Source organism: Actinacidiphila glaucinigra (assembly GCF_035918135.1).
Lineage (GTDB): Bacteria > Actinomycetota > Actinomycetes > Streptomycetales > Streptomycetaceae > Actinacidiphila > Actinacidiphila glaucinigra.
This window is the reverse complement of record NZ_CP109144.1, coordinates 7,952,504-7,979,156: the sequence shown is the minus strand read 5'-3', so window position 1 is coordinate 7,979,156 and position 26,653 is coordinate 7,952,504. Positions and strand designations below refer to the sequence as shown.

General features: G+C 71.5%; 27 protein-coding genes, 1 tRNA gene and 1 pseudogene. 11 read left to right on the top strand and 18 right to left on the bottom strand.

What is annotated here, in order from left to right; genetic code table 11:
• Nucleotides 1-80: 80 nt before the first annotated feature.
• Nucleotides 81-1,070 (top strand): SLAC1 family transporter, encoded by a 990-nt coding sequence (locus OIE69_RS36070; protein ID WP_326578870.1) that lies wholly within the window; start codon nucleotides 81-83, stop codon nucleotides 1,068-1,070.
• Nucleotides 1,071-1,250: 180 nt separating this feature from the next.
• Here the strand turns inward: OIE69_RS36070 and OIE69_RS36065 are convergent, their stop codons facing one another.
• Nucleotides 1,251-1,397 (bottom strand): hypothetical protein, encoded by a 147-nt coding sequence (locus OIE69_RS36065; protein WP_326578868.1) that lies wholly within the window; start codon nucleotides 1,395-1,397, stop codon nucleotides 1,251-1,253.
• A 526-nt stretch (nucleotides 1,398-1,923) separates the two neighbouring features.
• Here OIE69_RS36065 and OIE69_RS36060 point away from each other — a divergent pair.
• Entirely contained in the window at nucleotides 1,924-2,691 is a 768-nt protein-coding gene (locus OIE69_RS36060) for an SDR family NAD(P)-dependent oxidoreductase (protein ID WP_326578866.1), read from the top strand.
• Nucleotides 2,692-3,223: 532 nt separating this feature from the next.
• Here OIE69_RS36060 and OIE69_RS36055 read toward each other — a convergent pair.
• Nucleotides 3,224-3,823: a molybdopterin-dependent oxidoreductase gene (locus tag OIE69_RS36055; protein ID WP_326578865.1), complete on the bottom strand. Its 600-nt coding sequence runs from the start codon at nucleotides 3,821-3,823 to the stop codon at nucleotides 3,224-3,226.
• 509 nt (nucleotides 3,824-4,332) lie between these two features.
• On the opposite strand from OIE69_RS36055, the gene OIE69_RS36050 reads away from it, so the two are divergent.
• Entirely contained in the window at nucleotides 4,333-4,464 is a 132-nt protein-coding gene (locus OIE69_RS36050; protein ID WP_326578863.1) for a hypothetical protein, read from the top strand.
• 2 nt (nucleotides 4,465-4,466) lie between these two features.
• Here OIE69_RS36050 and OIE69_RS36045 read toward each other — a convergent pair whose 3' ends face one another.
• The 3 genes from OIE69_RS36045 to OIE69_RS36035 all read right to left on the bottom strand — a co-directional run bounded on the left by OIE69_RS36045 (nucleotide 4,467) and on the right by OIE69_RS36035 (nucleotide 7,698).
• Nucleotides 4,467-4,877 carry a VOC family protein gene (locus OIE69_RS36045; RefSeq protein WP_326578861.1) on the bottom strand — a complete coding sequence of 137 codons (411 nt, stop codon included), beginning with the start codon at nucleotides 4,875-4,877 and terminating at the stop codon, nucleotides 4,467-4,469.
• 47 nt (nucleotides 4,878-4,924) lie between these two features.
• The gene (locus tag OIE69_RS36040; RefSeq protein ID WP_326578859.1) at nucleotides 4,925-5,947 is read right to left on the bottom strand and encodes an LLM class flavin-dependent oxidoreductase; all 1,023 of its coding nucleotides are present in this window, start codon (nucleotides 5,945-5,947) and stop codon (nucleotides 4,925-4,927) included.
• A gap of 599 nt (nucleotides 5,948-6,546) precedes the next feature.
• Complete coding sequence (locus tag OIE69_RS36035; protein WP_326578858.1) at nucleotides 6,547-7,698, bottom strand: TDT family transporter; 1,152 nt, start codon at nucleotides 7,696-7,698, stop codon at nucleotides 6,547-6,549.
• A gap of 261 nt (nucleotides 7,699-7,959) precedes the next feature.
• Here OIE69_RS36035 and OIE69_RS36030 point away from each other — a divergent pair, with 261 nt between their 5' ends.
• The gene (locus OIE69_RS36030) at nucleotides 7,960-10,902 is read left to right on the top strand and encodes a multifunctional oxoglutarate decarboxylase/oxoglutarate dehydrogenase thiamine pyrophosphate-binding subunit/dihydrolipoyllysine-residue succinyltransferase subunit (protein WP_326578857.1); all 2,943 of its coding nucleotides are present in this window, start codon (nucleotides 7,960-7,962) and stop codon (nucleotides 10,900-10,902) included.
• 48 nt (nucleotides 10,903-10,950) lie between these two features.
• Nucleotides 10,951-11,025: transfer RNA gene (locus tag OIE69_RS36025), tRNA-Trp, on the top strand.
• Nucleotides 11,026-11,122: 97 nt separating this feature from the next.
• On the opposite strand, the gene OIE69_RS36020 is transcribed toward OIE69_RS36025, so the two are convergent.
• From OIE69_RS36020 to OIE69_RS36005, 4 genes and pseudogenes are all read right to left on the bottom strand, one after another.
• On the bottom strand, nucleotides 11,123-11,632 hold the full coding sequence (locus OIE69_RS36020) for a hypothetical protein (protein WP_326578856.1): 510 nt from the start codon (nucleotides 11,630-11,632) through the stop codon (nucleotides 11,123-11,125).
• Nucleotides 11,590-11,709 (bottom strand): annotated as a pseudogene (locus OIE69_RS36015) (RNA polymerase subunit sigma-24); the annotation flags it as partial. The gene OIE69_RS36020 and the pseudogene OIE69_RS36015, both read right to left, overlap by 43 nt.
• Before the next feature lie 151 nt (nucleotides 11,710-11,860).
• Nucleotides 11,861-12,895 (bottom strand): GlxA family transcriptional regulator, encoded by a 1,035-nt coding sequence (locus OIE69_RS36010; protein WP_326578855.1) that lies wholly within the window; start codon nucleotides 12,893-12,895, stop codon nucleotides 11,861-11,863.
• 227 nt (nucleotides 12,896-13,122) lie between these two features.
• Complete coding sequence (locus OIE69_RS36005; protein WP_326578854.1) at nucleotides 13,123-13,764, bottom strand: TetR/AcrR family transcriptional regulator; 642 nt, start codon at nucleotides 13,762-13,764, stop codon at nucleotides 13,123-13,125.
• Between the two features lie 254 nt (nucleotides 13,765-14,018).
• Here OIE69_RS36005 and OIE69_RS36000 point away from each other — a divergent pair, with 254 nt between their 5' ends.
• The gene (locus OIE69_RS36000) at nucleotides 14,019-14,531 is read left to right on the top strand and encodes a DUF6884 domain-containing protein (protein ID WP_326578852.1); all 513 of its coding nucleotides are present in this window, start codon (nucleotides 14,019-14,021) and stop codon (nucleotides 14,529-14,531) included.
• A gap of 232 nt (nucleotides 14,532-14,763) precedes the next feature.
• Here OIE69_RS36000 and OIE69_RS35995 read toward each other — a convergent pair whose 3' ends face one another.
• Entirely contained in the window at nucleotides 14,764-15,183 is a 420-nt protein-coding gene (locus OIE69_RS35995; RefSeq protein ID WP_326578850.1) for a cupin domain-containing protein, read from the bottom strand.
• A 23-nt stretch (nucleotides 15,184-15,206) separates the two neighbouring features.
• Here OIE69_RS35995 and OIE69_RS35990 point away from each other — a divergent pair, with 23 nt between their 5' ends.
• The gene (locus OIE69_RS35990; RefSeq protein ID WP_326578848.1) at nucleotides 15,207-16,115 is read left to right on the top strand and encodes an acetate uptake transporter; all 909 of its coding nucleotides are present in this window, start codon (nucleotides 15,207-15,209) and stop codon (nucleotides 16,113-16,115) included.
• 108 nt (nucleotides 16,116-16,223) lie between these two features.
• Here OIE69_RS35990 and OIE69_RS35985 read toward each other — a convergent pair whose 3' ends face one another.
• Entirely contained in the window at nucleotides 16,224-17,168 is a 945-nt protein-coding gene (locus OIE69_RS35985; protein ID WP_326578846.1) for an oxidoreductase, read from the bottom strand.
• 154 nt (nucleotides 17,169-17,322) lie between these two features.
• On the opposite strand from OIE69_RS35985, the gene OIE69_RS35980 reads away from it, so the two are divergent.
• Together OIE69_RS35980 and OIE69_RS35975 are read left to right on the top strand one after the other, a co-directional pair.
• Nucleotides 17,323-17,700 carry a MerR family transcriptional regulator gene (locus OIE69_RS35980; protein ID WP_326578844.1) on the top strand — a complete coding sequence of 126 codons (378 nt, stop codon included), beginning with the start codon at nucleotides 17,323-17,325 and terminating at the stop codon, nucleotides 17,698-17,700.
• Nucleotides 17,701-17,736: 36 nt separating this feature from the next.
• Nucleotides 17,737-18,618, top strand: coding sequence for a hypothetical protein (locus OIE69_RS35975; protein ID WP_326578843.1), 882 nt, complete (start codon nucleotides 17,737-17,739; stop codon nucleotides 18,616-18,618).
• Nucleotides 18,619-18,800: 182 nt separating this feature from the next.
• On the opposite strand, the gene OIE69_RS35970 is transcribed toward OIE69_RS35975, so the two are convergent.
• From OIE69_RS35970 to OIE69_RS35950, 5 genes are all read right to left on the bottom strand, one after another.
• The gene (locus tag OIE69_RS35970) at nucleotides 18,801-19,004 is read right to left on the bottom strand and encodes a cold-shock protein (protein ID WP_018561948.1); all 204 of its coding nucleotides are present in this window, start codon (nucleotides 19,002-19,004) and stop codon (nucleotides 18,801-18,803) included.
• Nucleotides 19,005-19,743: 739 nt separating this feature from the next.
• On the bottom strand, nucleotides 19,744-19,968 hold the full coding sequence (locus tag OIE69_RS35965; protein ID WP_326578841.1) for a helix-turn-helix domain-containing protein: 225 nt from the start codon (nucleotides 19,966-19,968) through the stop codon (nucleotides 19,744-19,746).
• Entirely contained in the window at nucleotides 19,968-20,459 is a 492-nt protein-coding gene (locus OIE69_RS35960; RefSeq protein ID WP_326578839.1) for a DUF2975 domain-containing protein, read from the bottom strand. Before OIE69_RS35960 ends, OIE69_RS35965 begins: the two co-directional genes overlap by 1 nt.
• A 111-nt stretch (nucleotides 20,460-20,570) precedes the next feature.
• A complete protein-coding gene (locus tag OIE69_RS35955) occupies nucleotides 20,571-21,659 on the bottom strand; it encodes a hypothetical protein (protein WP_326578837.1) in 1,089 nt (362 codons plus the stop codon).
• Between the two features lie 212 nt (nucleotides 21,660-21,871).
• Entirely contained in the window at nucleotides 21,872-22,471 is a 600-nt protein-coding gene (locus OIE69_RS35950; RefSeq protein WP_326578835.1) for a PadR family transcriptional regulator, read from the bottom strand.
• Nucleotides 22,472-22,654: 183 nt separating this feature from the next.
• Here OIE69_RS35950 and OIE69_RS35945 point away from each other — a divergent pair, with 183 nt between their 5' ends.
• Both OIE69_RS35945 and OIE69_RS35940 read left to right on the top strand, forming a co-directional pair.
• Nucleotides 22,655-23,722, top strand: coding sequence for an oxidoreductase (locus OIE69_RS35945; RefSeq protein WP_326578833.1), 1,068 nt, complete (start codon nucleotides 22,655-22,657; stop codon nucleotides 23,720-23,722).
• A gap of 95 nt (nucleotides 23,723-23,817) precedes the next feature.
• A complete protein-coding gene (locus tag OIE69_RS35940; RefSeq protein WP_326578831.1) occupies nucleotides 23,818-25,050 on the top strand; it encodes an alkene reductase in 1,233 nt (410 codons plus the stop codon).
• Nucleotides 25,051-25,343: 293 nt separating this feature from the next.
• On the opposite strand, the gene OIE69_RS35930 is transcribed toward OIE69_RS35940, so the two are convergent.
• On the bottom strand, nucleotides 25,344-26,219 hold the full coding sequence (locus OIE69_RS35930; protein ID WP_326578829.1) for an alpha/beta fold hydrolase: 876 nt from the start codon (nucleotides 26,217-26,219) through the stop codon (nucleotides 25,344-25,346).
• Nucleotides 26,220-26,339: 120 nt separating this feature from the next.
• The gene (locus OIE69_RS35925) at nucleotides 26,340-26,621 is read right to left on the bottom strand and encodes a carotenoid oxygenase family protein (protein WP_326578828.1); all 282 of its coding nucleotides are present in this window, start codon (nucleotides 26,619-26,621) and stop codon (nucleotides 26,340-26,342) included.
• Nucleotides 26,622-26,653: the final 32 nt, after the last annotated feature.

Here is a 26,653-nt window from a genome sequence, read left to right as displayed (position 1 = left end):
CGCTCACCGCGAGGGTGGCGTTGTGCGGCCGCCCGCCGGGAGAACCTCTGGCGACAAAAGGTGGAATAGTTTCCCATACCATGACGAAGCGACCCATCCCCCTGAACTTCTTCGGCATGCCCTTCGGTCTCGTCGGCCTGGCGGACGCCTGGCTGACCGCCGCCGATGCGGGTCGTGTGCCGCGGGGGGTGGGGGACGCGCTGCTGATCCTTTCGGCAGCCGTGTGGTTGCTGGTGACGGTCGCCTACCTCAACCACGCGCTGCGCAACCGCGCCCTCGTACGGGATCTGACCGACCAAGCGGCCGGGCCGTTCGCGTCCCTGTGCGTGATCGTCCCCATGGTGATCGCCGCCAACGGCCTGCACGTCCACGCGGCGACGGCCGGGCGGGTGGTGGTGGACGTGTTCCTCGTGCTGACCGTGCTGCTCGGCGCCTGGTTCACCGGGCAGTGGATCTACGGGCGGGTCGACGTCGACCGCTTCCACCCCGGCTACTTCCTGCCGACGGTGGCCGGCGGCCTGCTGGCCGCGGCGTCGGCGGGCGCGGTGGGGCAGCAGAGGCTGGGCCAGGTGATGTTCGGCCTGGGGGCGGTCTGCTGGATGATCCTCGGCTCGGTGATCATGGGACGCTTGCTGTTCCGCCCCCTGCCGCCTCCGCCGCTGCTGCCGACGCTCGCGATCGAGGTCGCCCCCGCCGCCGTGGCCAGCCTCGCCTACTTCACGCTCTTCACCGACTCCATCGACGGCGTCGCGGCCTTCCTCGGCGGCTACGGACTGCTGATGGTGCTGGCCCAGCTGCGGCTGCTCCCCGCCTACCTGAAGCTGCCCTTCATGCCGAGCACCTGGGCGTTCACCTTCAGTTGGGCCGCGGTCGCCGCCGTCGCGATCCACTGGGTGGAACGCCGGCGCCCGCCCGGCGCCGGCGCGTACACCTACGTACTCCTCGCCGTGATCACCGTGCTCATCGGCGGCATCGCCCTGCGGACCCTGGTCGCGCTGGCGCGACGTCAACTCCTGCCTCCTGCGCCCCCACAGCAGGCGGCCGAGCCGCAGGGCAGCGGCACCGCCTGAGGCCCGCGGGGCGCGGAGGGCCGCGGTGGCGGTCCCGCGCAGCGGTGATCGGCTGCTGACGCGCCCGTTCGCCCCCGCAGCCGCCACCTGCGAGCAGACGGATGGATGCCGTGCACGTCGGTCGGGCAGCCCCATCCGCCGAACAGCACTGCCACGACGGCGCACAGGGCAGGCGGCGGCTCACGGGAGCGGCGGAAGCGGACCGTGCAGGCCGAGCTCGGCGAAGGCGCCCAGGCCCCGCCGCAGGATTTCGCTCTCGTACAGCCGGACGGGGGCGTACTTGCCGCGGGCCGTCGCTGCCGGCGTCTGCGGTGTTCCGTCGGTCACTCCGGCATCGCTTCCGTTAGGCGCCGGTCGGCCTGATGCCGCTCACGCCTCCTCGACGACCAAGGTGCAGTCGGCTTCCAGGACTGGCGCATCGTGGCAGGTCACCGGCCTGTCAAGGTCGAATCCCCGGGCTGCGCGGGGAGGCGATCGCCAACGATCCCAGTCTGCCGCCGACCCTCCCCGGGCTTCGGACGTGCCGATCAGATGCTGCTTGACGCCAGTCAGGCTCGGAGTGATGCTTGACGCGTCAATCACTTTCTGAGGAATGTCCCATGATCTGCAGCAGTCCCCCTGAGACCGCATCCGCCGCACCGCTTCCGTCCTCAAGCGGCGCAAGAAGGTGATCGGCTCCATGACCGGTCTCGCCGCGGCCGCCACGGCCCGGTCCGCCCCCGGTGAGGGGCCCTGACCGAGGCGCATCGGCCGTACTTCGGGTGTTCCGCTCACACGGTGCACCCGGGGGCCGCCCGCCGACACCACCGCAGCGCCGCCCATCCACAACATTCATTTGGCAGGAGAGAGTCACATGGCACCCCTTCTTGACGGCAAGGTCGTACTGATCACCGGCACCGGCGGCGGCATGGGCCGCGTCGCGGCGCAGACATTCGCAAGAGAAGGCGCGAAGGTCGTGGGAGCGGACATCCACACCGACGCCAACGAGGAGACCGCCGAACTCGTGCGCCGCCTCGGAGGTGAGATGACGAGCATCGCGCCCATCGACCTCACCGACCCCGAGCAGGCACGCCGCCTCGTCGAAGACGCCGCAGGCGCCTACGGCGGGCTCGACGTCGTCTACAACAACGCCGCTTCGCTGCGCTTCGGCCCACTGCCCGACTTCTCCGTCGAAGACTGGCACACCACCATCACCGGCGAGCTCGACATCCCCTTCTTCGTCTCCGAGTTCGCCTGGCCCCACCTGGTCCGCCGCGGCGGCGGCGTCATCATCAACGTCGCCTCCATGGCCGGCATGATCGCCGGCGCGAACCCTCCGATGGTCGGGCACACCGCCGCCAACGCCGGCGTCATCGGCATGACACGGCAGCTCGCCCTCGAGGGTGCACCCCACGGCATCCGCGCGGTCGCGATCAGCCCCGGCCCCGTCCTGACCCCCGCCAGCGACCGCGACCTCGGCGACAACCAGGCCGCCCGCGACGCGATCACCAGCAAGACCCTCCTCAAGCGCTTCGCCCGGCCCGAGGAGATCGTCGAGCTCGCCGCCTTCCTCGCCTCCGACCGGGCGTCCTACATCACCGGTGCGAACTATGCCGTCGACGGCGGCGCCAGTGCCTGGTGACGCTGCGCACCCGGCCCCCGCTCCTGGAGTCCCCCGGGCGCGGGCCGGACAGTGCTTGACGCCTGACCTGTCGGGACGATCGAGCGATGCTCCGTGTCCCCCTTCCCCCCTCGGCGCGCTGAAGGCCAAGGGCATGCGATCCGCGACCAGTTCGCCGCCGATGTGCCGCACACCGTCACCGACCTGACGGCCGCCACCCAGCGCCCCATCGCCGAGGCCGCCCTGGCGAAGCCGGCCACCGCGGCCGCGTGGCGGGCGATCCCCCCTGGAGCCTCGTCGCCACCGCCGACCGCGACATCCCCCGGCCGCACGGCGTTTCATGTCCGAACACGCCCGGCCCACACCATCGAGGTCGACGCCTCCCGCGCCGGAGCCCGGACGGCACGGTCAGTGACGGATGCCCTCACAGAGCGCGGGTGAGGTGGCCTCTCGACCGCGGGCCCCTGTTCGACCGGTGTGTCCTACGGCCGGGCGGCGCAGGTGTTCGGCTTCCCCGTGCCGGCACGCGGCGGGGAGTACGGTCACATGGAGGCTACGGTGGGTCATTCCATCGGCGCTGCTCGCGCCACGGGTCACCGTAGTTGTGGTAGCCCCCGGATTCCCAGAAACCCGGCTCGTCATGGAGGGTCAGATCCAGGCCGCGCACCCACTTGGCCGACTTCCATAGGTACAGGTGCGGCATCAGCAGGCGGGCCGGACCGCCGTGTTCAGGTGACAGCGCGTACCCGTCGTAGGTGTGGACGACCCACGCGTTGAGGAGGTCCTCCAGCGGAAAGTTGGTGCTGTAGCCGCCGTAGCAGTGCGCTCTCGCGTAGTGCCCGGTCGTGTCCACGTCCTCGAGGAATGCCTCGAGCGGCACGCCGCGCCACCGCGTGTCGAACTTCGACCAGCGGGTCACGCAATGGATGTCGGTCGTGATGTCGTCCTGCGGCAGTGCCATCATCTCGTCCCACGTCCAGGACTGCTTTTCGCCCTGTTCCGTGGTGAGGGTGAAGGTCCATTCCTCGGCCGGAATCCGGGGAGTGGGGCCGGTCGAGAGCACGGGGAACGACTCGGTCGGGTACTGGCCGGGCGGCAGTCGATCCGACAGGGGGTGAGCCCTGCCGCGGAATCCGGGTGAGAAGGAAGCCACGGTGTCATCCGCCTTGTCCGATGTGCGCCACGCGAGGGCAGGCAGAACCTCTAGTCCAGTGTCGGGCGGTGGGGGCCGAGCGACCACTCGGCGGTGGGAGAGAACCGTGCAGGCGGAGATGGACGCCTCGGCACGGCGGACGGTTCGGCCTGCTCCGCAAGCCGCAAGCCGCAAGCCTTCGGCCCTGAGGAAGCCCCCGCCGGCCACCGCTCGTCGGCGGCGGCTGGACGACCGCCCGGCACTTCCCCCGGCATACAGCGGCCCGGCCCGAGGCGCACCCTGCCCGTGTGGGCCGTACGACGTTCCTCTCTGCGCCGTAGGGCCGGCCGTCGGCACCAGGCCCGCCCACGATCAAGCCCCTCGGCGCCATCCGGCAGGGCGGGGTCATCAGCCGGTTAGGCGCACCTCATCAGTACGAGAAAGCGCCCATCGGCATCGGCAGCCCCTTCCGCCACAACATCCGCCGGGTCGGCGGCCCCTCACCGGCCCGCTCCTTCATCGAGAAATCGATGCCCGACATCCTGAACGGCACGATCGAGCCCGGGAAGGTCTTCGACGCCGCCACCGACCGCGACGGCGTCCCGACCGGCTACCAGGACATGGCAGACCGCAGGAGCCTGACGGTCTTCGTCAAGCCCTGACGCTAGTCGCGCTGGGGCCAGATGGGGCCCTGATCGGTCCAGATGACACCCTTGTTGCGGCAGAGGCAGAAGGGATGACCAATGGGGTCGGCGTAGACCCGGAAGCCGTAGCCGTCGGGGCCGGTGCAGTCCCGCTGCAGGGTCGCACCGAGGGCCAGGACGCGGCGCTGTTCGGCCTCGATGTCGTCGACTTCGAAGTCGAGGTGGAACTGCTTGGGGTGCTCGCTGTCAGGCCACTGCGGGGCTCGGTAGTCCTCCACCTGGATGAAGGCCAGTTCGATCTCGCCGAACTGGATACCGGCCCAGTTCTCGTTGCTGCCCTCCTTGACCGGGAGCCCCGTCACCCCGGAGTAGAAGGCTGCCAGCTTCATCGTGTCCGGGCAGTCGATGATGAAGTCGGTTAGTCGTAGCATCCCGCGATCCTGCCACAAGATCAAATGAGCCGGACCGTGAGACAGCCCTAGCGCCAGCCGAGTTCCGGTGCCACATGAGTGAGGATGCTGTCCAGCACGTGTGCGTTGTAGTCCACCCCGAGCTGGTTCGGGATGGTCAGCAGCAAGGTGTCCGCGGCCTGGATCGCCTCGTCGTCCCGCAGCAGCTTCACCAGCTCCTCCGGCTCCGCGGCGTAGGAGCGCCCGAAGACGGCCCGGGTCGTGTCGTCGAGCATGCCGACCTGATCCCGGGAACCGCGGTCGCGGCCGAAGTAGGCCCGGTCGAGGTCGTCGGTCAGGGCGAAGATGCTGCGGCTGACCGACACCCGAGGCTCCCGGGCGTGGCCCGCCTTCCTGTAGGCCTCGCGGTACGCCTCGATCTGCTTGCGCTGCTGAACGTGCAAGGGCTCGCCGGTCTCGTCGTTCTTCAGCGTCGAGCTTTGCAGGTTCATCCCCATCTCGGCGGCCCAGACCGCGGTCGCGTTCGACGCGGAGCCCCACCAGATCCGGTCGCGCAGCCCCTCGGAGTGCGGTTCGATCCGCAGCAGCCCGGGCGGGTTGGGGAACATCGGCCGCGGATTGGGGGTGGCGAAGCCCTCGCCGCCGAGGACGGTGAGGAACGCCTCGGTGTGGCGGCGGGCCATGTCGGCGTCCGTCTCGCCCGGCGCGGGGTTGTAGCCGAACAGGCGCCAGCCCTCGATCACCTGTTCCGGTGAGCCGCGGCTGATGCCCAGTTGCAGCCGACCGGCCGAGATGAGGTCGGCGGCGCCCGCGTCCTCGGCCATGTACAGCGGGTTCTCGTAGCGCATGTCGATCACGCCGGTGCCGATCTCGATCTTCGAGGTCCGCGCACCGATCGCCGCGAGCAGCGGGAACGGGCTGGCCGCCTGCCTGGCGAAGTGGTGCACCCGGAAGTACGCACCGTCCACGCCGAGTTCCTCGGCGGCGACCGCGAGGTCGATGGACTGCTGCAGGACGTCCGCGGCCGACCGGGCCTGGGAATGTGCGCTGGGCGACCAGTGCCCGAAGGAGAGGAATCCGATCTTCTTCACCCCGTACGCAGCGTTCGGGGGCCGCGTTTGATTCCCGCCCCCCTGACCGACGAGCGTCCCGTCCCGCGCCGCCCTCAGCCTGATGCCCCGCAGTCACCTCGGCATACGCATTGGCGTCCGGAGATCGACGTGGATTTGGCACACCCCGACTCCGGCGCCCCCACGGCACGCGCGGGCCTCACCAGAACACCCCGGCCCCATGGGCCGATCCGTGCGGGGCCGTGTCCCGCCCCGGAACGCCGCTCCCCCGCACGATGCGGCCTGTCACCGGCACGGTCGTCACGGAAGGCTCACCTCCGCCGGCCGCGCGCGTACACCCCGGCAGCCCGGCGCTGCGGAGCGATCGCCGACGAAGCCGATCCCGCACCCCGCCCGGACGGCAGCAGGACGACCCTGCTGACGGCGGCGGACGGGCTCGCCTCGCCCACCGCCACCGCGCTGCGCGGCACCACCCCCCACGTCACCGACGCCGGGGACGGCACCCCCGTCACCCGCGGTTGCGGAGCGCGCGGATCAACCCCGCGTCACGCGACCGGCTCCCGACCTGACCGGACCGGGCCCGGGGAGCCGCTCATGACCGGCGGCTCCCCGGGCCCCTCTCACATCCGGACTTCCCGCCGGCCGAGGTGCCCCGCGGCGTGGTGCAGCGAACGCCACGTCACCACCGCCCAGGCCGCGACGAGCAGGACGTAGAGCGCGACGGCGCCCCACACGAAGAGCTGGGACCCGGTGCGGGTGGCGAGGACGCCGGTCCCGGTGACGCACGCACCCAGCGGGAAGATGAAGGACCACCAGCTGGGCGCGAACGGCAGTCCCGACCTCAACTGCCGTACGGTGAGCGCCGCGGCGAGCACAAGCCACAGCATCGCGAAGCCCCACAGCCCGATTCCGCCCAGCAGCGCGAAGGCCGCCGCGCCCCGCGCGTACGGTGCGGGCAGCGCGCTCGGTGCCGCCGTCGCCAGGGTGCCCATCGCCGTCACCGCCTGGTCGATCGCGCCCAGGCCGATCCACACCGTGGGCACCACCGCCCCCGTGGGGGCGTCGTGGTGGACCAGACGGCTGTAGACCATCGCCAGCACCAGCAGGACCGCCACCAGGCCGAGCCCGAGCATCGCGTAGCAGGCGAGCAGCAGGGCCAGCCGCGGCTGCCCGGCGGGAGCGTGCGGGACGAGCAGCGCGCCCGTCGCGGCGGAGACCAGCGGCGGCACCACCGGCAGCAGCCAGCCGCCGAACGCGGCGTCCGGGGCGAAGCGGTGCCGGGTGACCATCAGGTACGGCACCGCGCAGGCCGTGGCGAGGCCGAGTGCGGTACCCAGTGACCACAGCGCCCAGTCGACGGTCAGGGCCGCCCGCTCGCCGAGCACCTGGCCGCCGAGCAGCAGTGCCCCGGCGCCCACGGTGAGCAGCGCCATCGGCAGGGCGCCGAGGAACTGCGCCTGCGTCGGGTCGCTCGCGTGCGCGCGCAGCGCCCGCTGCCGGACGTACGCGGCGGCGAGGAGGAGCAGGAGCAGCGCGGCCCCCGCCCAGACCACGGTGGCCGCGCCGCGCAGCCACGGTGAGCTGCGCGGCAGCGTCGCCGCGGCGTTGGCGACGATCCCGGTGCCCATGACGGCGGCGAACCAGCTGGGCCCCAGGTGCGGGCGCCGCGTCCCGGTCGTCGCGGGCAGCCGGGGACGTACATGCGTGGCGTGCCGAGGTCCCGGCTCCCTTCGGGGCAGGAGGGACCGGGTGTCGCTGGGGTCGGGTGTCACGGCGGAGAACGCTTCTTCCTCGGATCGGTGTGCGCCGTCGGCATCGGCAGACCGGCACGCCGGCCCATCAGCTCACGGACCGCGGCCGAAGCCGTCGGCTCGTTGGCCCTACGACGTTACGGTGACCCCCGGCTCCCTTCGCATCACAGCGTGTGCCACGACGCCCTCACATCAGGACCTCGGCCTCTTGCGCCGTGCGGGAATCCGGGGCAGGACCGGCGAAGTGCGCGGTGCTAGGTCCTGATGTGACGCCTGCCCGGCATGTTCCGCCCTCCGCGTCGGCCCCGCACCGGCCTAGCGTCGAAGGTGCCACACGGTCAGCGGTGCGCTGCCCCCTCCGACTCGCGGAGGGGACGCTCCCCCGCCGGGAGCGATGCGCCGGATGACGAGGCCCTTGCGACCGCGCCCTCCATCGGCTGTCCCGAACGAGGAAAGAAGGCGATCCACCCAGTGGCGTCGACATCCAGCGCCGAAGAGCCCGCACTGCACGGGCCGGAGTTCGGACTCAACGAATGGCTCGTGGACGAGCAGTACGAGCGCTACCTGCACGATCCCGGATCGGTCGACGAGAAGTGGAGGGACTTCTTCGTCTCCCCGGCCTCCGCGGCGGGCCGGCAGGAGCACTCGGACGCACCGGCCTCCAACGCGAGCGCGCGGGAGGCGGCGGTCAAGGCCGTCCGCGTGGCCGCCCTCATCCATGCCCATCGCGTCCGCGGGCACTTGGCGGCCGACACCGACCCGCTCTCCGCCGGGCCGGTGGCCGGGCATCCGGAGCTCGACATCACGGCCTTCGGGCTGGGGCGGGAGGACCTGGAGGCGGAGTTCGTCGTCGACGGCTTCGCCGGACGGTCCACGATGACCTTGCGCGGCGTACTGGACGTCCTGCGTGCCGCCTACTGCGGGACGGTCGGCGCCGAGTACATGCACATCCAGGCCTTCGAGGAGCGCCGCTGGGTGCAGGAGCGGATCGAGGTGCCCTCGCGGCGGCTGGACCGGGCCGACCAGTTGCAGGTCCTCTACCGGCTGGGCGCGGCGGAGGCCTTCGAGACGTTCCTGCAGACCAAGTACGTCGGCCAGAAGCGGTACTCGCTGGAAGGCGGTGAGTCGGCGATCGTGCTGCTCGACGCCCTGCTGCAGCGCTGCATCGGGCACGGGGTGGGGGAAGCGGTCATCGGGATGGCGCACCGCGGCCGGCTCAACGTGCTGGCCAACATCGTCGGCAAGTCGTACCGGGACGTCTTCCACGAGTTCGAGGACGCCGCGGACATCCTGTCGGCGCAGGGATCCGGCGACGTGAAGTACCACCTCGGCGCGGAAGGGACCTACCGTGCCCTGGACGGCGGCGCGATCCCCGTCTCCGTGGTGGCGAACCCCTCGCACCTGGAGATCGTCGGGCCGGTGGCCGAGGGGGTCGTGCGGGCCAAGCAGGATCTGGCCGACGGCGAGGGAAGCGAGGCGTTCTCCGTCCTGCCGGTCGTCGTCCACGGCGATGCCGCGTTCGCCGGGCAGGGGGTGGTCGCCGAGACGCTGAACATGTCGCAGCTGCCCGGCTACCGCACCGGCGGGACGGTGCACGTCGTCATCGACAATCAGCTCGGTTTCACGACCGCGCCCGCCAGCGGCCGCTCCGGCACCTACGCCACCGCCGTGGCACGGACGGTCGAGGCCCCGATCTTCCACGTCAACGCGGACGACCCCGAGGCGGTCGTCCGGATCGCACGCCTGGCCTTCGACTACCGCCAGACGTTCCACAAGGACGTCGTCATCGACCTGGTCTGCTACCGGCGCCACGGGCACAGCGAGGTCGACGACCCGTCCATCACCCAGCCGGCCATGTACGACCGGATCGATGCCAGGCCCTCGGTGCGCAGGCTGTACGCGCAGTCGCTGGTGGACCGCGGGGACATCGACGAGCGGCAGGTGGAAGGCGCCCTGCGGGACTACCGGGAGCGCCTGGAGCGGGCATTCACCGAGACGCGCGCGCTGCCGGTGCCCGGCCCGCGGAAGCCCGTCGCCCCCGCGGCCGTCCCGCAGGACGGCACGCCCCGTCCCGTGCCGACCGCCGTCACGGAGGCGACCGCGCGGCACGTCATCGCATCCCAGACGGCTCAGCCCCCGGACTTCACCGTGCACCCGCGCGTCCTGCCGCAGCTCCGCAGGCGCACCGCGATGCCGGACGCCGGCACGATCGACTGGGCCACGGCCGAAACCCTGGCGATCGGCTCCCTGCTGATGGAGGGGGTGCCGGTGCGGCTGTCCGGGCAGGACTCCCGCCGCGGCACGTTCGGCCAGCGGCACGCGGTGCTCACCGACCGGCGCACCGGCGCGGAGCACGTTCCGCTGAACGGCCTCGGCCCAGGCGCCGCGGGCTTCTCCCCCTACGACTCGATGCTGTCCGAAATGGCGGCCCTGGCCTTCGAGTACGGCTACTCGCTGGAGCGGCCCGACGCGCTGGTGCTGTGGGAGGCGCAGTTCGGCGACTTCGCGAACGGCGCGCAGAGCGTCGTCGACGAGTACATCGCGTCGTCCGAACAGAAGTGGGGCGAGCGCTCCGGGGTCACTCTGCTGCTGCCCCACGGTCTGGAGGGTCAGGGCCCGGACCACTCCTCGGGCCGGATCGAGCGGTTCCTCCAGCTGTGCGCGCAGGGCAACATGACCGTCGCCGTCCCGACGCTGCCCGCCAATCACTTCCATCTGCTCAGGCGGCAGGCGCTCGGCGAGCGCAGGCGGCCGCTGGTCGTGTTCACCCCCAAGTCGATGCTGCGGCTGAAGGAGGCCACCTCCGGGCTGGCGGACTTCACCACGGGCTCCTTCCGTCCGGTCCTGCCCGATGGGGCGGTCGACGCTGCCGAGGTCCGGCGCGTACTGCTGTGCTCGGGGAAGGTCTTCTACGACCTTGACGCCTACCGGCGGAACGCCGGCTTGCGGGACACGGCGATCGTCCGGCTGGAGCGCCTGTATCCGTTCCCGGACGAGGAACTCCGCGCGGTACTTGCCCGTTTCCCGGCCGCTGCCGAGGTGCGGTGGGTACAGGAGGAGGCCGAGAACCAGGGCGCGTGGTCTTTTGTGACGCACCGGGTGGAGCAAGTGGCGGACCGCCCCCTCGGGCGGACCAGCCGACCGTCCGCCTCGGCCCCCGCGGTGGGCTCCGCCCGGCGGCACGCCGCCGAGCAGCGGGAACTCGTGGAGTCGGCCTTCCGCTGACGGCTCCCCGTCCCGGGGATCGTCTGGGCTAGCCTGTCGCACCGGGGCGGAGCCGTAGCGCAGAGGCAGTCGCGCGCGGTCTCCAAAATCGCGAGGACGCCGGTTCGAATCCGGTCGGTTTCGCCCTCCCGCTCGTTGGGCTGCTCTCGGAGGCGGACGACAGGGCGCTGCCCGTGGCCCGTTGACGGCTGTGACCTGTGCCCTGTGACGGCCGCGACGGTCAGGTTCCCGGCCCTTTCACGGCATGGAGGAGCGTGCCGGTTGCGAGGAGGGCGACGGCCGTGGCGGTGGCGGCCGGGGTGTCCGGGGGTTGGAGCATCCAGGCACACACCTCTCCTCTGATGCCGGTCGGGGGTGGGACGACGAGGGCGTAGCTGAGCCATGTGGTGGGCAGCGTCCATGCGTGGTGTGCCCCGCACAGCACGGCGCCGAGGGCGATCAGTCCGGTCAGGCCCGCGGTGTTGCGGAGGATGACCGTGGTGGGGGCCAGTTCGGGCCCCAGGACCTGGACTGCCGGGAGCGTCGCACCGGCGATGACGCCGATGAGGAGGATGTGGCCGGCCCGGCGGGGTGCCCAGCGGATCGAGGCCGTCCTGTCCAGCGCGGATTCCTGCCCGCCGAGTCCCACCCCGGCGGCCGTCACGTTCGCGGCGAGCGCCAGGAGCGCGGTGTGCGGGCCGGCCGGGCCTGCTCGTCCGCGCAGCGGCGGCGCAGCCGCACCGCCGGCCACGGCGACGTGCGCCGGTACAACTGACGGAGGAGGCGTTCCTCGTCGAGCTCGTCCAGTGCTTTCCTGCGGGATCTCACACCAGCCAGACGCCGGGCGCGCCGCGCGGGTTCTGCATCGGAGGTGACCTGCGTCACAGTCTCATGCAGGGTGGACCTGTGCCGGGTCGGCAGAGCGCCGTCGATACCGAGGCCCCGGCGTGCTCGTCCGCTTCGGTGGCCGCAGTCCTCCTCAGGAGGAGTGACCTGCCGTCACGGCCTCGGGGTCCGGCACGCCCACGGCCCCCGCGCCGGTCGTCCGGAAGCCGGCCCGGAACGCTGCCGGCGTCACACCCAGGTGGCGTACGAACGCCCTGCGGAGCGACTCGGGTGAGCCAAAGCCCGCGCGCCGTGCCACGACGGCCATGGGGTCGTCACCGGTCTCCAGCATCGCCTGCGCGGCCTCCAGCCTGACCTCCTCCACGTACCGCCCGGGACTCGTGCCCACCTCGTCGTAGAAAAGCCGCGTGACGTGACGCACGCTGACGCCGGCCCGGCGGGCCATCGCCGACAGCGAGTGGTTGTCCCCGGGGTTCTCCGCGACCGAGTCCAAGACCTCGCGGAGCATCTCCTGACGCGGCTGCGGAAGCCTCGATCGGGCGCTGAACTGGGACTGGCCACCCGGCCGTTGCATGAAGACGACCATGTCCTTCGCCACCGCACGGGCGACCTCCGCCCCGTGGTGCTCCTCGACGAGGGCCAGGGACAGGTCGATCCCGGCGGTGACACCGGCCGAGGTCATCATCTTCCCGTCGCGCACGAAAATGGCGTCGGGATCGACGTCCACGGACGGGTAGCGCAGGCCCAGTTCGCGCGTCTGCCTCCAGTGGGTCGCCGCCCGCCGGCCGTCCAGAAGCCCGGCCGCGGCCAGCAGGAAGGCGCCCGTGCAGACCGATGCCGTGCAGCGGGCCTTCCCGCTCAGTTCCCGTACGGTGTCGAGCAGCGCGTCGTCCTTGATCAGGGTCTCCCACTCCGGGCCGCCCGGGATCACGAGGACGTCGCAGGAGTCACGGACGTCGGCGAGGGACAGGTCGACGCCGAGCCGCGTCCCGGCGGCGGTGACCACCTCCGCCCCGTCCTCGGACACGACCTGCACCCGATACGCTCCGCCCCATTCGTTCGCCGAAGCGAAGACCTCGATGGGGCCCGTCACATCGAGCAGGCGCACCCCCGGGAAGACGAACACCCTCACCGTGAGCGGACCCGCTCCAGGGCGCTTGTGCACCATGCGACACCTCCCGGTCATGCGCCGCGCGGACGCTCGCCACGGCACGTCACCCCAGTCCCCCGAGTCACACCAGACCCAGGAACCACGGCCGACGGCCAGGGAGGAAGCCCGGATCCGCCTCGGCAGCCCGGCCGCTCCCCGGCTTTCCACCCCTCATCGTGCGCCTGCCGCCCGCTCCGATGCCACGACCTGCCGGCTCCCTCCTGAGAGGCTGAACCTCCCAGTCGTCACACCGGCACCGCGCGTCCGAGGTCTCCCGTGACGGGCGCCTGCGGGCAGCGGGCACCCAGCAGGGCAAGGCAGTTGGCCCACAGGGGGCCGAGTCGCGCCGTGTCGTCGTACAACTTGGCGAACAGGACCCGGCCCTCGAGCTGGGCCATCACGGACCGGGCGGCCTCGCGCGGGTCCGGGACGCTCACCTCGCCCCGCTGCCGGGCCTCGCCGACGACCGACTCGACCATGCCGACCTGCGCTTCGAAGATCTCGCGCAGGCGTTGACGGACGGCTTCGGTCTGTTCACCCGCCTCCACCGCGAGGTTGGCGAACATGCAGCCCGCGATGGTGCCGCGATCCCGTTGCCCGTCACGCTGCCGGACGCCCGTGGCCTCGAACAGTGCCCGCAGGCGCGACAGGGGTTCGGCACCGGAGCCGAGAAGACGGAGCCAGACACGCCGTTGCGCGTTCCAGTGCTCGTCGACGACGCTGAGCGCGAGTGCCTCCTTGGAGGCGAAGAAGTAGTGGAAACTGCCCCTGGGCACTCCGGCCGCCCTGCAGATCTCCGCCAGACCCAGCGCCGAGTAGCCCCGCTGGTCGAACAGCGAGTGGGCAGCAAGCAGAATCTTCTCTCCGGCATCACTGGTGTGTCCCATGACGCCGACTGTACGACCGGTCGCCTAAAGCGAACGGAAGGACGGACCGCCCTCTGGAGCGATCGCAGCCGACACGAACTCCTCGTAATTCGGGCCCAGTTGACGGGCCTTCGCCGCATGGAGCCGCCCCCGCCCGCTCGACGGCACGTCCACATGTGAGGGCTCGATGTCCTCCGATGCCGCCACGGGCGTCGTCCCCGGCCGCGTTCCACCTTCACGGACAGGACCGCCACACGCCCCCGGAAGGAACTCACATGACCTCGACGCGGAACACCAGCGGCCCCCGACCGGAACTGGTCGTCGTCCCCTGCGGCGTTCGCAAGCTGGACCACCCGGCCAGGGCGGCCGACATGTACACCGGCAGCTACCACCGGGCGTGCCGAAGGGCCGCCGAGGCGCTGCACCCCGACCGGCTCATGATCCTCTCCGCCCGCTACGGCCTGCTGGACCTCGACGACGAGATCGAGCCCTACGACACCCCGCACGGACACGCCGAAGCGGCGACCGCCGCCCTCCTCCACGCGCAGGCGGCCGACCTCCGTATCGCCGCCCTCGACCCCGTCGTCGTCCTTGGCGGCGCCCGTCACGTCGCTCTCGCCAAGACCGTGTGGCCGCACGCCCGGACCCCGTTGGACGGAACGAGGGGCATGGGCGAGCAATTCGCACGTCTCGCGGCGATGGCTCGCGCGGCAGGTACGCCCTCCCTCGACACGGCAAGGGCAGGCGATGTGCGACGGGCCATTGCACGGCGCCGACTCAACAGCTGACGGGGTTGGCGCGCTCGCACAACCGGAGGCCGTGGCGTGCGCAGAGCACCCCGTGCGCGAGTGCCGGCAGCACGACCAGGGGAGTCCAGGGGAGTCCAGGGGAGTCCAGCGCAGTCCTCACGTGGCCACGACGGCCGGAACACCGGTGACCATCGAGGTCCTCCGCCGCACGGGCTGACCCCACCGCCGCACCGGGGCAGGCCCTGGCGTGCGGCGCGGGCGAAGTGACGGCTCAGGCCGCCCGCGGATCGTCCGCGGGGTCGACGTACTCCAGGGAGATGGGACCGATCGCCGTGACCTGCGTGACGTACGGGCCGGACTTCGCCCAGTGGAAGTGCGAGGTCCCACCCGGCAGCACGATGACGGCCCCCGGCGGATACGCCTGCAGCTTCTCCTCGTCGAAGGTGTCGCCGAGGCCGATGTAGAAGACGCCCGAGACGACCAGGTAGACCCGGTCCTCCGTGTGCCGGTGCGGCATCAGCCTCTCGCCGGAGGGCAGCTTGACCCGGACGACATAGGGAGCGGCCTCGGACGGGTTTCCCACGATGACGGCCAGGCGGGCCGCCGGCGGGAACGCCGGAAACGGCTGCCAGTCGAGGTCCTGCGGGAGAACCGACCTGAAGACTTCCTGGCCGGGTTGGTGCGTGGGCATGCTGGTGACCTCCCGTCCGCGAGGTGCCGGCTCAGTCCCGCCCCGCTCTCCATGGTGCCCTCGGCTCCACGGGGGTGCCATCCCGCCCCGGACGATGCGCCGCCCGAACGTCGACCGCCGGTCACCGCGACGGCGCCGGCGAGCACCTTTGGGCCATCAGGTCTGGAGCCGTGCGCCACGCGAAGGAGCGAGCGCACTTCGCTGATCGCCGGTGCCATCCTGCCGAAGTCGCCAACCCAGGAGTCGCCATGTCCGAGCCCCCCACCCGTGTCCTCGCCGACCCGGCTCCGCTGGGACTGGCCGCCTTCGGGGCGACGACCCTGATGGTCAGTCTGTTCAACGCCGGAGTCCGGCCGGAACTGGTCGCCGCGGTCTTCCCGACCGCCTTCCTGTTCGGCGGCGTCATCCAGCTGGTGGCCGGCATCTTCGAACTCAAACAGGGGGGAACCTTCGGCGGTACGGCGTTCTCCGCCTTCGGCGCGTTCTGGATGGCCTACGCCGTCTACGGCCACTTCGTCGAACCCACATTGCCGCCCGACCAAGCGCACTTCGCCACCGGGATGTTCGCGCTGCCCTGGACGATCATCTCGTTCTACCTGACCATCGCGACCCTGCGAACCACCGGCGTACTGCTCGCCCTCTTCGGAAGCGCAACGACGACGCTCACCGTCCTGACCGTCGCCGAGTTCGTGGACTCCGACCCCGCGAGGCGGATCGGCGGGGCCATCGGCCTCGTCACCGCGGCCCTCGCCCTGTACGCGTCCTTCGCCGGTGTGATCAACACGACCTGGGGACGGCACATGATCCCGACCTTCCCCGACCCGGGCAAACGCCTCGCCCGCCTCGGGCACCGCAAGAACCGCCCCGTGTCCATCACCTCCTCCACCGGTGAACGGGAGATCTCCCACGCCGAGGCGCGGCCGGAACGCTGAAGGGAGGCTGTTGCCCGAGGATCGCGCTTCGGCCCAGGGGTCCCCGCACCAGGAGAGCGACGCAGACCGGCGATGGCACCGCCGCCGGTACGACACCGCGCACAACTCCTAGGCGGCGCCCCAGTGGACGCCGGTCAGCTGCTGCGAGCGCTCCCACAGACGGCGGCCGAGTTCCGGATCCCGGGCCACTGCCGACAGCTGCACGGTGACCGGGTGCCCGGATCGTCCGCCCCGGCCGTCGGGTCCGACGTAGGAGCCGCCGGCGAGACCGGGCTCGGTCGCCGCGAACAGCTGGGGCAGAGCCCCCATCTCCGGACTCTGCGCGAAGAGCTTGCCGGAGACGCGCATGGCGATCCCCATGAGGCCGGCACCCTTGCTCTGCATCGGCGTGTTGCTGTAGCCGGGGTGCGCGAGAACGCTGGTGATCGGCGACGATGACGACTGCTCCCGCCGCGCGAGCTCCGCGCCGAAGACCGCGTTGGCCAGCTTGGACGCCGAGTACGCCGCGAGGGGTGTGTACTTCCGGGACCACGCGACGTCGTCCAGATCGAGTTCGCCCTTCTCGTGCAGGTACGACGTGACGCTCACGACCCGCGGTGCGGGCGACCGGCGCAGCGCCGGTTCCAGCAGCGCCGTGAGGGCGAAGTGCCCGAGGTGGTTCGCGGCGAGGTGACGCTCGGCACCCCGCGCGGTCACCGAGTGTTCGACCATGGAGATGCCCGCGTTGTTGACGAGCACGTCGACGGACTCCTCCTCGTCGATCTCCGCCGCCGCCCGGCGGATCGAGTCCACGTCCAGCAGATCGACCCGGCGCACCTCCACCTCGGCCCCGGGGTACGCCCTGCGCAGGGTGGACGCCACGGCTTCTCCCCGTGCCGCGTCACGGACGGCGAGCAGTACCCGGCCCCCGTGCGCCGCAAGTTCGCGCGCCGTCACCAGGCCGAGGCCGCTGGTGGCACCCGTCACAACGAACGTACGGCCCTCCTGTGCGGCCATCCGGTCCGCGGTCCATCCGCTCTGCTTGCTCGCGTTCGTTCCTGAATCCGTCGACATCTCTTGATCTCACATTCTCGTTGGCACGGTCTCGCTCAACCCGCCTCGAAAGGTCCGGGACCGTGCACGAAGCTAAACGTTGCCATTAATGTGAAGGTCAAGAGGTGACGGCGACGCGCACCGCCCGTACATACGTCCGACCAAGGAGAGCACTGTGAAGATCGGAGAGCTGGCCACGAGGACGGGGGTCGCGACACGCCTGCTTCGGTACTACGAAGAGGTCGGGATCCTGCACCCGTTCCGGAGCCCCAACGGGTACCGCGCCTACGGCGAGCCCGCCATCGACCGCGTGCTGCAGATCCGCGAACTCCTCGAAGCGGGCTTGACGACGGACATGATCCGCGAGGTCCTGCCCTGCCTCGAGGCCGCGAAGGAGGAAGCGGTGGCGGACTGCCCGGCGGCAGCGGATCTGGACGGTCTGCGGCAGCAGCTGAGCGGTATCGAGCGGCGAATCGACGTGCTGCAGCGCAACCGGGACGCGATCAAGCGGTACCTGCACGCCTGGGAGGAGGCCGGACCGGCTGTCGACTGACTCGACATGTCGAGTCAGTCGACATAAGGTCGGCGGATGATCGAGCCTCCCGAGCACTCCGAGCCCGAGCGCATCACCGCGCTGTCCGCCCTCATCGGATGGGCCGAGCGCAGGGAAAGCATCGCCTCCGATCGCGCCGACCTGGTCGCCGACGCATGGCGTACCGGCACTCGGAGCGTCATGGAGCTGGCCAGATCGGCTCGGGTCTCACGCGACACCGTCTACGCCGATCTCGCGGCGCGCGGCGTTGAGGTGAGCAGGCGGGGCGAGCGCCACATCGGGCCCCTCACGGGCCGAGGCGCACCCCTCAACGCGGAATCCGTACGTGCGGTCGCGCGGATCGCGGACGCCGTCACGCGGCCGGCCTACGCGCATGATCCGGCCGACCCCGTCACACGCGCCGCGCTCGCCGCGTCGGGGGCCCTGGGCGCCGTCGCCGACGTACTGGATCCACCGGTGGACCAGGGACCCGGGTGGGACCCGAAGGACACCTTGCCCCACCTCTCGGAGCGGGGACAGACCGTGTCGCACCAGGCCCATCGGGCACTGGCCGCGGTCGCCGAGCGGGCGGAACTCGCGGCGGCCGCCGAATTCAGGCGACGCGGCCTCCTGCACTCCGGCCGGAACGCCGTCGCCGACGCCGTGACGCTCACGGTGACCGTGCCGACGGGCGAGACCGTCACGGTGGACCTCGGCAGCGACGGAACGGGCTGGACCACCATGGCCGGCGGCGGCGACCTGGTGGGCGGTGCCGTAGGCGCCCTCGACCACCTGGAGGTGCAGGCCGCGTTCCGGATCCTGGCCCACGTGGTGACCCGGCACCTCACGGAACGGGCGATCGCCCCACGTCCCACGGACGCGCTGCCCGGCACTCCCCCGCCGCGCACACGCCACCTGCCGAGCAGCGATCAGCACTGATCACCGACGACCGCGAAACCGGGCCCATGGAAGGCCGCCGCGAGCCCGGTGCGCCATTCCGCGGCTCGGTGGCCCGAGGGCCCGAGGGCGGCACCGATCGCGATCGTGTACCGCCCCCTCCACGCCCGCAGGCAGCCGCCGTCGCTGGGTGCGACGGCGGGATCACGCCTGCGTTGCGTCGGTCAGCCGCGGACGATGTTCTCCGCCTGCGGGCCCTTCTGCCCCTGCGTCACGTCGAACGTGACGTGCTCACCCTCCTGCAGCTCGCGGTAGCCGTTGCCCGAGATGTTGGAGTAGTGGGCGAAGACGTCCGGCCCGCCACCGTCCTGTGCGATGAAGCCGAAGCCCTTCTCCGAGTTGAACCACTTCACGACGCCAGATGCCACTGTGTTCGTCCCTCACATGCTGCTGATGCCGGCGCACCCCCTGGTGCGCCGTCGGACCCCTTTGCTGGGCCCCGGCTTTACTTACCCGATAACCCACCCCTCGCGCCAGTGATTACGTGCGCGTCCCGCGTGTCGTTTCGGCGGTCTCCCGCCGTGCGGGCCTGCCCGGGCCATGCTCCTGCGTGCCCGACCGGACGGTGGGCCTGCCCGGATCCGCGTGAGTGGCGGTGGTGGGATGTTCCCGCCGGCGCCTCCGCACGGCCACCAGAGCGGCCAAGGGCTGCCACACTCGCACAGAGAGCACCCCGGCAGCGGGGTGGCGGCCATGGGGGCTCACAGGTCGGCCGGCTGGCACCCACGACCGAGGAGCAGTGGTCGCCACATCCAAGCAGCAGCCCTCACCGGTCAAGCGGTCCCAAGCTTCCGAGAGTCGACCCGAACCACATTCGCCACCGTACGACACGAGATGGAATCGTGGTGCGATTCTTCATCAACATCGGATTCACACGCCGGCCCGCCACCCGACAAAGAGCGCCCCTCGCTTCCCCTCACCGTCGGCGTAGTCACGTCACGTCCGCTTCGTGACCATGCACTTCCGAGGAAGGCGAGCGTCGCGGGTGTTGCGGCGGAGGCCCGCGCACATGAGACGATCCTTGCGGCGCGCCCCTGACGCGCAGGCAGTTGACCGGTCGGGCCGCGCCACGGGTCAGCGCCGTTCACACGCCCGCCCTCGGGCACGTCATCCGTCCGCGGTGCCGCCCTCGTCCTCCCAGCGCAGCAGGTCGCCCGGCTGACACTCCAGTACCTCGCAGAGCGCGGCGAGCGTCGCGAAGCGCACCGCCTTGGCGCGGCCGTTCTTGAGCACAGCCAGGTTGGCGGGCGTGATCCCGACGCGGTCCGCGAGTTCGCCCACGGACATCTTCCGCCTGGCCAGCATCACGTCGATGTCGACGGCGATCGGCATCAGATCACCTCGTCCAGCTCGGCCTGCATCTGCGTCGCCTCGACGTCGCGCGCGACGGCCTGGACGAGCAGCATCCGCAGCACGAGCACAAGGAGCGCGACACCCAGGATGGCCACGCCGATCCCGCCCATGATGACGGTGACGCCCGGGTCTTCGCGCTGGTCGGGCGCGTTGATGGCCGTGACCGCGAACCACACGAGAGCGTCCGTGACGATCGCGCCGATCACCACGTCCACGTACCGGAAGGCGGCGTGGGAGAACACGGTGCCGCGTCGCACCATCGTCACCAGCCGCCATACGCAGACCAGGGCGACCTGGGCCGCCACCATGCCCAGGATCGTGACCAGGCGGAGCGGGGTCAGCGGGAGCGACCCGTCCTCCGGGTCGTTGCCCGACACCAACGCCCACACCATCCCCACCTGTACGAACACGGTGCCGGCGAGCACCACCACGAGGACGGCTCGCAACGCCCCCACTGTCAGCTTTCCCATGACCCATCCTTACATCGAGTTACGATGGGAATCTATCGAATCTCGATAGGTGAAGCAAGGTCGGAAGCAGCGGGCGAGTGGTCGGCGGATGCACACCGCGGCCCGGGACGGTCATGCCGTCCCGGCGTACCGCTCCCCCGCGTACGCCCGTAGCACCGGCACGACCGCCTCCGCGCCGCCGGGCAGCCGGTCCATCCGGTCCAGGACGTAGGCCCGGTGACCGTCGACCAGGTGGCTGGGCTCGTCCTGCCCGTAATTGCCCGGCAGCGGCCACACCGTCAGACAGGGACGGGGTTCGAGGCCGCGCGGATGCGACCCGACCGTGACGGTGGCCATCTGCGCCCACCGGAAGTAGCTCTCCTCGCCGGCCACCTCGCGCATGCCGATGCCGGTGGGCCCGATCCGCAGCCGCAGCGGCTTGCGCCAGCGGACGTAGGAGGATCCCGCCTGAATCCAGCAGACGATCGCCGTGAGCAACGCCACCGTGACGGGGATCCCGGTTCCGGTGTCGTAGTCGGCCTGCTCGGGGCGGAGGATCAGGTACAGCATGAGCGAGCCGAACACCGCGCTGCACGCCAGCGCCGACACCGCCCAGGTGGCCATCCGGCGCCCCGCGCCCTCGTCGGCGGTGAAGGTCTGCTCCCCGCCGGGCACGCCGAGTTCGGGTCCCGCGACGGTCACCGGGATCGGCGCTCGCACGGCACGCGGCGCCGTCTCGAAGTGGGCGCCACCGTGCTCGGCGAGCGCGGCGGTGAGCTCCCGGACGCTCTGGTCCAGGTCCGCGCACTTCACCAGGGTGTAGCGGGTCCGGGCGTCCGCGGTGCGGTCGCGTCGGCGCGGCAGTGTCACGCCCTGCGCCGTCCAGAGCATCAGCCGCTGCTCGGGCGCCGCGCTCTCGCTGTCCGGCGCGGCGTAGTGCCAGAGGGCTGCCGCGTCGATCTGCTCCCAGGACAGCTCGGCGTCCTGCAAGGTGATCCCGAACTCGTCGATCCGCAGTCGGAACGGCCGCCGCGCATCACGCAGGTCCCTCCACCCGCGCCAGACCGCCACCACGGCCAGCGCCCCCACGAACCCCGGGCCGAGTACTTCGCCGTCACGGGGCGCGATCAGCCACACGAGCGCGCCCGCCAGGACGACGAGCCCCCAGAACGTCCACCGCTTCCCTCGTCTTCGCAGCGTGCGCTCGACCGTGAATTCCATTGCGCCGTACCCCCCTTTGTCGTTCTCCGCCGGTTCCATGATGTGGCCCCTCACCAGCGTCTTCCGGCCCCGCGGATGGGGTGGTTGCTCTTCCGTGACGTCCGCGGGACATCGGCCCCCTCCCGCCCCCTCCGCTTCCCTCCGTTCACCGCCCTGCCGCCTCAGGCCACTGGCCGGCTCGGAGCGGATGCGACGCGGGTCGGGCGCCGCGTTCACACCTCCGCTCCACCCTCCCCCATGAGGTGCGCCGGAGAGGCGGCGATCTCACGCCAGAAGTCGATGATCATTCGCTCGAACCGCAGTCCCACCTCCACGGTGGCCCGCTGGGGCGAGCCCGCGGGCAGGGTTCCGGAGGCGACCAGCCGTCCGTATTCGTCGAGTTGGCCCTCATGGGCGCGGATCTGCTCCGCGGCGAGCCGGCCGATGGCGTCGACGGTGTCCGCGGCACCGGTCGCGTCGGCGTCGATGTCGGCTTCACATGCCTGGGGCTGGAAGTAGAGCCTCAGCAGCCCCTCGTCGTGGATCTCGGTGATGGCCCGCGTCGGTGCGGCGAGCCATCGGCACAGTTCATGTCGCCCCTCCTCGGTGAGCGACAGGGTGCGCCGATGGCGGCCCCCCTCTTCCTGGCGCTCGACGACCAGTCCGCGCCGCACCAGCCGTCCGGCCTCGGCGTAGAGCTGCGAGCGGGGGAAGACCCAGAAGTGACCGATGCTCTGACGGATCCTCTGGTCGAGTTGATAGGGGGTCGCTCCGTCGTGCCTGCCCAGCAGGCCGAGGACGACGTAGGCACTGACCGGCAGTGCGGTCGGCATCGCTGCCTCCCGATTCAGACCATCTGAATCTCAATATTCCGGACATAACCGTCCATACCGTACCGTGGATTTCGACGGTCGAGAGGGATCGACACGACCGCCGCAAGCCGTCCCGATGGACGCACCGTTGGGCGCGCGACCACGGTCGCCCACCCCCCTCCCCCACCCCCAGGAGGCAGCTCCGTGAGCACCACCTTGTTCGAGCCCATCACTCTCCGCTCACTGACCGTTCCGAACCGCATCTGGATGGCCGACATCTCCCACTCCGGCACCGCACCGGACGGGGACCTGGCGGGCGTGCCGAACGACGGGTACTTCGCGCACCTCGCGGCGCGAGCCACCGGCGGCACCGGACTGATCCTCGCCAAGGCCACCGCGGTCAGCCCGGAGAACCGGCTCGGCCCGTACGACCTCGGCATATGGAACGACACCCAGGTCGAGGCCTTCCGGCGGATCACCGGGTTCCTGAAGTCGCAAGGCGCGGTTCCCGGTGTCCAGCTCGCCGCGGGGCGCACGGACCCCACCGAGGGAAGCTGGGTCGACCGCAGGTTCCCGGTCACCCCGGGCAAGCGCTACGGATGGACGCCCGGCGGCTCCGGCACCGTGCCGGTGCGCACGGGCTCCACCGCGGCGGAGGAACTCGGCACCGAGCAGATCGACCGGGTCGTGGCGGACTTCGCCGACGCCGCCCGGCGCGCCCTGGACGCGGGATTCCAGGTCGCCGAGGTCCACGGCGTCCACGGCTGTCTCGTCAACCAGTTCCTGTTCGCGCACAGCAACCACCGCACCGACGGCTACGGCGGGGACTTCGCGGGCCGTACGCGCTTCGCGCTGGAGGTCGTGGAGGCCGTCCGCGGGGTGTGGCCGCAGGACCTGCCGGTCTTCTTCCGCATGTCGTCCGCCGACTGGCCGGACGAGTCCGCCGGCGACGGCCTCGAGGACTGGACCCCGGACGACACCGTCCGCCTCTCCAAGGAGTTGCAGGCCCGGGGCGTCGACCTGATGGACGTCCCGGCCCCGCGCCACCGGGTACCGGTCGCCGAGCGCGTGCGCAATGAGACCGGCATGCCCGTGGCCGCCGTCGGCCCCCTGACCCAGCCGGCCCAGGCACAGACACTCGTCCGCTCCGGCACCGTCGACGCCGTCCTCCTCGGCCAGGAGCTGCTGCACGACCCGTACTGGCCGCTGCACGCGGCATCCGCGCTGGGCGGGAGGGTCAACGCCCTCGTCCGGCACCACGCCGGCGTCTGAGGCGCCCGCCCCGTGCACCGACCGTTCGGCCCGGCCCCAGAGCCGTCCGACCCACACCTTCACCGTTCCCCATCACCGTTTCCCGGAGAAGAACCATGCACAACAGCCCCCTCTTCGACCCCGTCCGGCTCGGCGCCCTGTCACTGGCCAACCGCTTCGTGATGCCCCCGATGACGCGCAGCCGCTCCCTGCCCGACGGCAGCCCCGGCCCCTCCGCGCCGCTCTACTACACCCAGCGCGCCTCGGCCGGGCTGATCATCACGGAAGGCACCGTCGTCTCCGCCGAGGGCGTCGGCGGCCCCGGCATCCCGGGCCTGTGGAGCGACGCACAGGTCCAGGGGTGGAAGCGCGTCACGGACGCCGTGCACGACGCGGGCAGCACCATCGTCACGCAGCTGTGGCACACCGGCCGCGCCTCGCACCCCGTCTTCCAGCCCGGCGGCAAGAGCCCGGTCGGCCCCTCCCCCGTCGCGATCGACGGCCTGGTCTTCACCGACGAGGGCCGAGTGCCCTTCGTCGCGCCGCGGCCGCTGGAGATCGACGAGATCCAGGAGATCGTCGCCCAGTTCGCCGGGGCCTCCCAGAACGCGATGGCCGCCGGGTTCGACGGCGTTGAGGTGCACGCGGCCAACGGCTACCTGATCGACCAGTTCCTCCAGGACAGCGCCAACAAGCGCACGGACCGCTACGGCGGCGGCGTCGAGAACCGCGCACGCCTGCTGCTGGAGATCGTCGACACCCTGGTCGGAACGGTGGGCGCGGACCGCGTCGGCGTCCGCATATCCCCGAGCAGCGTCTTCCAGGACATGACCGACTCGGACCCGCACGCGCTGTTCGGCCACGTCGTGGACGAACTCGCCGCCCGCGACCTCGCCTACCTGCACCTCGTCGAGCCGGGCATCATCGGCAACGACGACCACACCGCCGAGCGGCGGCCGGCCGACGACATCGACAGCGCCTGGGCCCGCAAGCGCTACCCGGGCCGCATGATCGCGACCGGCGGCTACGGACGCGAGGAAGCCCTGCGCGCCGTCGAAAGCGGCACCGTCGACGCCGTGGGCTTCGGACGCGACTTCATCGCCAACCCCGACCTGCCCGAGCGCCTGGCCCGCGACGCGGAGCTGCGCAAGGCGCTGCGGCCCACCTTCTTCGGTGGTGACGACCGGGGCTACCTCGACTACCCCTCCCTCGAGGCCGAGCGCCTTCTGTCCGAACTGCGCGCGGGACGCCTCGATCCGGTGCCCGGCCTGGAGCTGAACTCCGCGACGCCGCCGGACACATGGCACCTGGCCTGGGCCCAGCAGCGCCACGCGGCCGCCCGGGACTGACCCGGTCACCACACCCGGACGGGGCGCCCGATGTGGCGTGCCCGTCCGGGCGGCGCCCAGCCGGACCAGCGGCTCGCCTTCCCACTTCCTCGCCGCCGTCGCGTACGGCATCGGCAAGGAGGTTTGCGGTTCCGGGTTCCGGGGCTGTCCGTTCATCAATGCCACGGCCGAGTACCCGGACCGCGAGAGTCCGGTCCATCAGGCGGTGCTGCGGCACCGCGCCTGATTCCGGCACACGCGAGGCGTCCCGGCCCCCTCCCACGGGCGGGAAGGACGCCGGGACAGCGGGTGGGTCAGCGGGTGGTCGCCGCGGCCTTCTCGATGAGGCGCGTCACGGCCCCGGGGTCTGTCACGTGGACGGCGTGCGGGCCGTCGACCTCGGTGGTGCGGGCGTGGGCGCGCGCCGCCATGAACCGCTCGGCGGCCGGGGGTATCGTCCGGTCGGCGCGGGCGACGAGGTACCAGGAGGGGATGGTCTTCCAGGCCGGAGCCTTCGCGGAGGGCTCGCCGACCGCCTGCGCGGTGATGGGGCGCTGCGTGGCGGCGAGTGCGGCGGCCTTGCTCCTGCTGACGCGGTTGCTCAGGAAGACGTCGCGGAACTTGTCGGGCTTGATGTAGAGGTCGACACCGGTGCCGCCGTCGGCCTGGGTGAAGGGCACCGCGTTCAGGGCCGTGGGCACAGGGGCGTTCGGGTCGTCGCTGAGGTGGCTTCCGGGGAACCTGCCCACCAGGTCGGCGATGCTCTCGCCCTTGTCGGGAGCGAATGCGGCGACGTAGACGAGGGCCTTGACGTTGGCGTTGCCGGTGGCCGCACCGGTGATGACGGCGCCGCCGTAGGAGTGGCCCACCAGGACCACCGGGCCCTTGATCGTCTTGAGGTAGTCGGCCAGGTAGGCGGCGTCGCTGCCCAAGCCGCGCAGCGGGGTCGCGGGGGCGGCGACCGGGTATCCGTCGGCCTGCAGGCGCTTGGCGACACCGGTCCAGCCGGCGGAGTCCGCCCAGGCGCCGTGGACGAGGACGACGGTCGGCTTGGGCACGGGCTTGCCCACCGGCTTCGCGTGCCGGTCCTGGGTGGCGGAAGCGGTCGTGGCCAGTCCGGCGGCCAGGGCGAGGCCTACCGCGCCGACGACGGCGAGACGGACACGGCGGACGGGGCGGCGGTGAGACATCGATTCTCCAACGGTTAAGCGGGGGCAGCGGTGGACCCTAGAAGTAGATAGAACGTTCTATCCACCAAGAACATAGTGCGGAGTCCTCCCCGATGGCAACGCGGTGCGGCGAACGCTGGGTCACATCACGGAGAGTGCGTGTTCCTCCCGCAGGGAATTCGACCGGACGTCGTCCCCCGCGCCCAGCGACCGACCGGTCAGCTGGGACCGGTCTCGGCGTCGGCGATCCAGTTCCCGTTGGAAGCCGAAGGGCACACGACGGGGCAGGTGCACCCTGGCGACCGGTGCGGCGGTGATGTCGGCCGCGTCGAGCACGACAAGTTCGGCTCGGTTCACGCCCGCGTCGCGGACGACCGAGAGGATCCGGCCGTCGTCCTCGCCCGCGGCGTCCGGTCGCGGCACGAAAGCGGATGCCATGGTGACCCGGCCCGGCC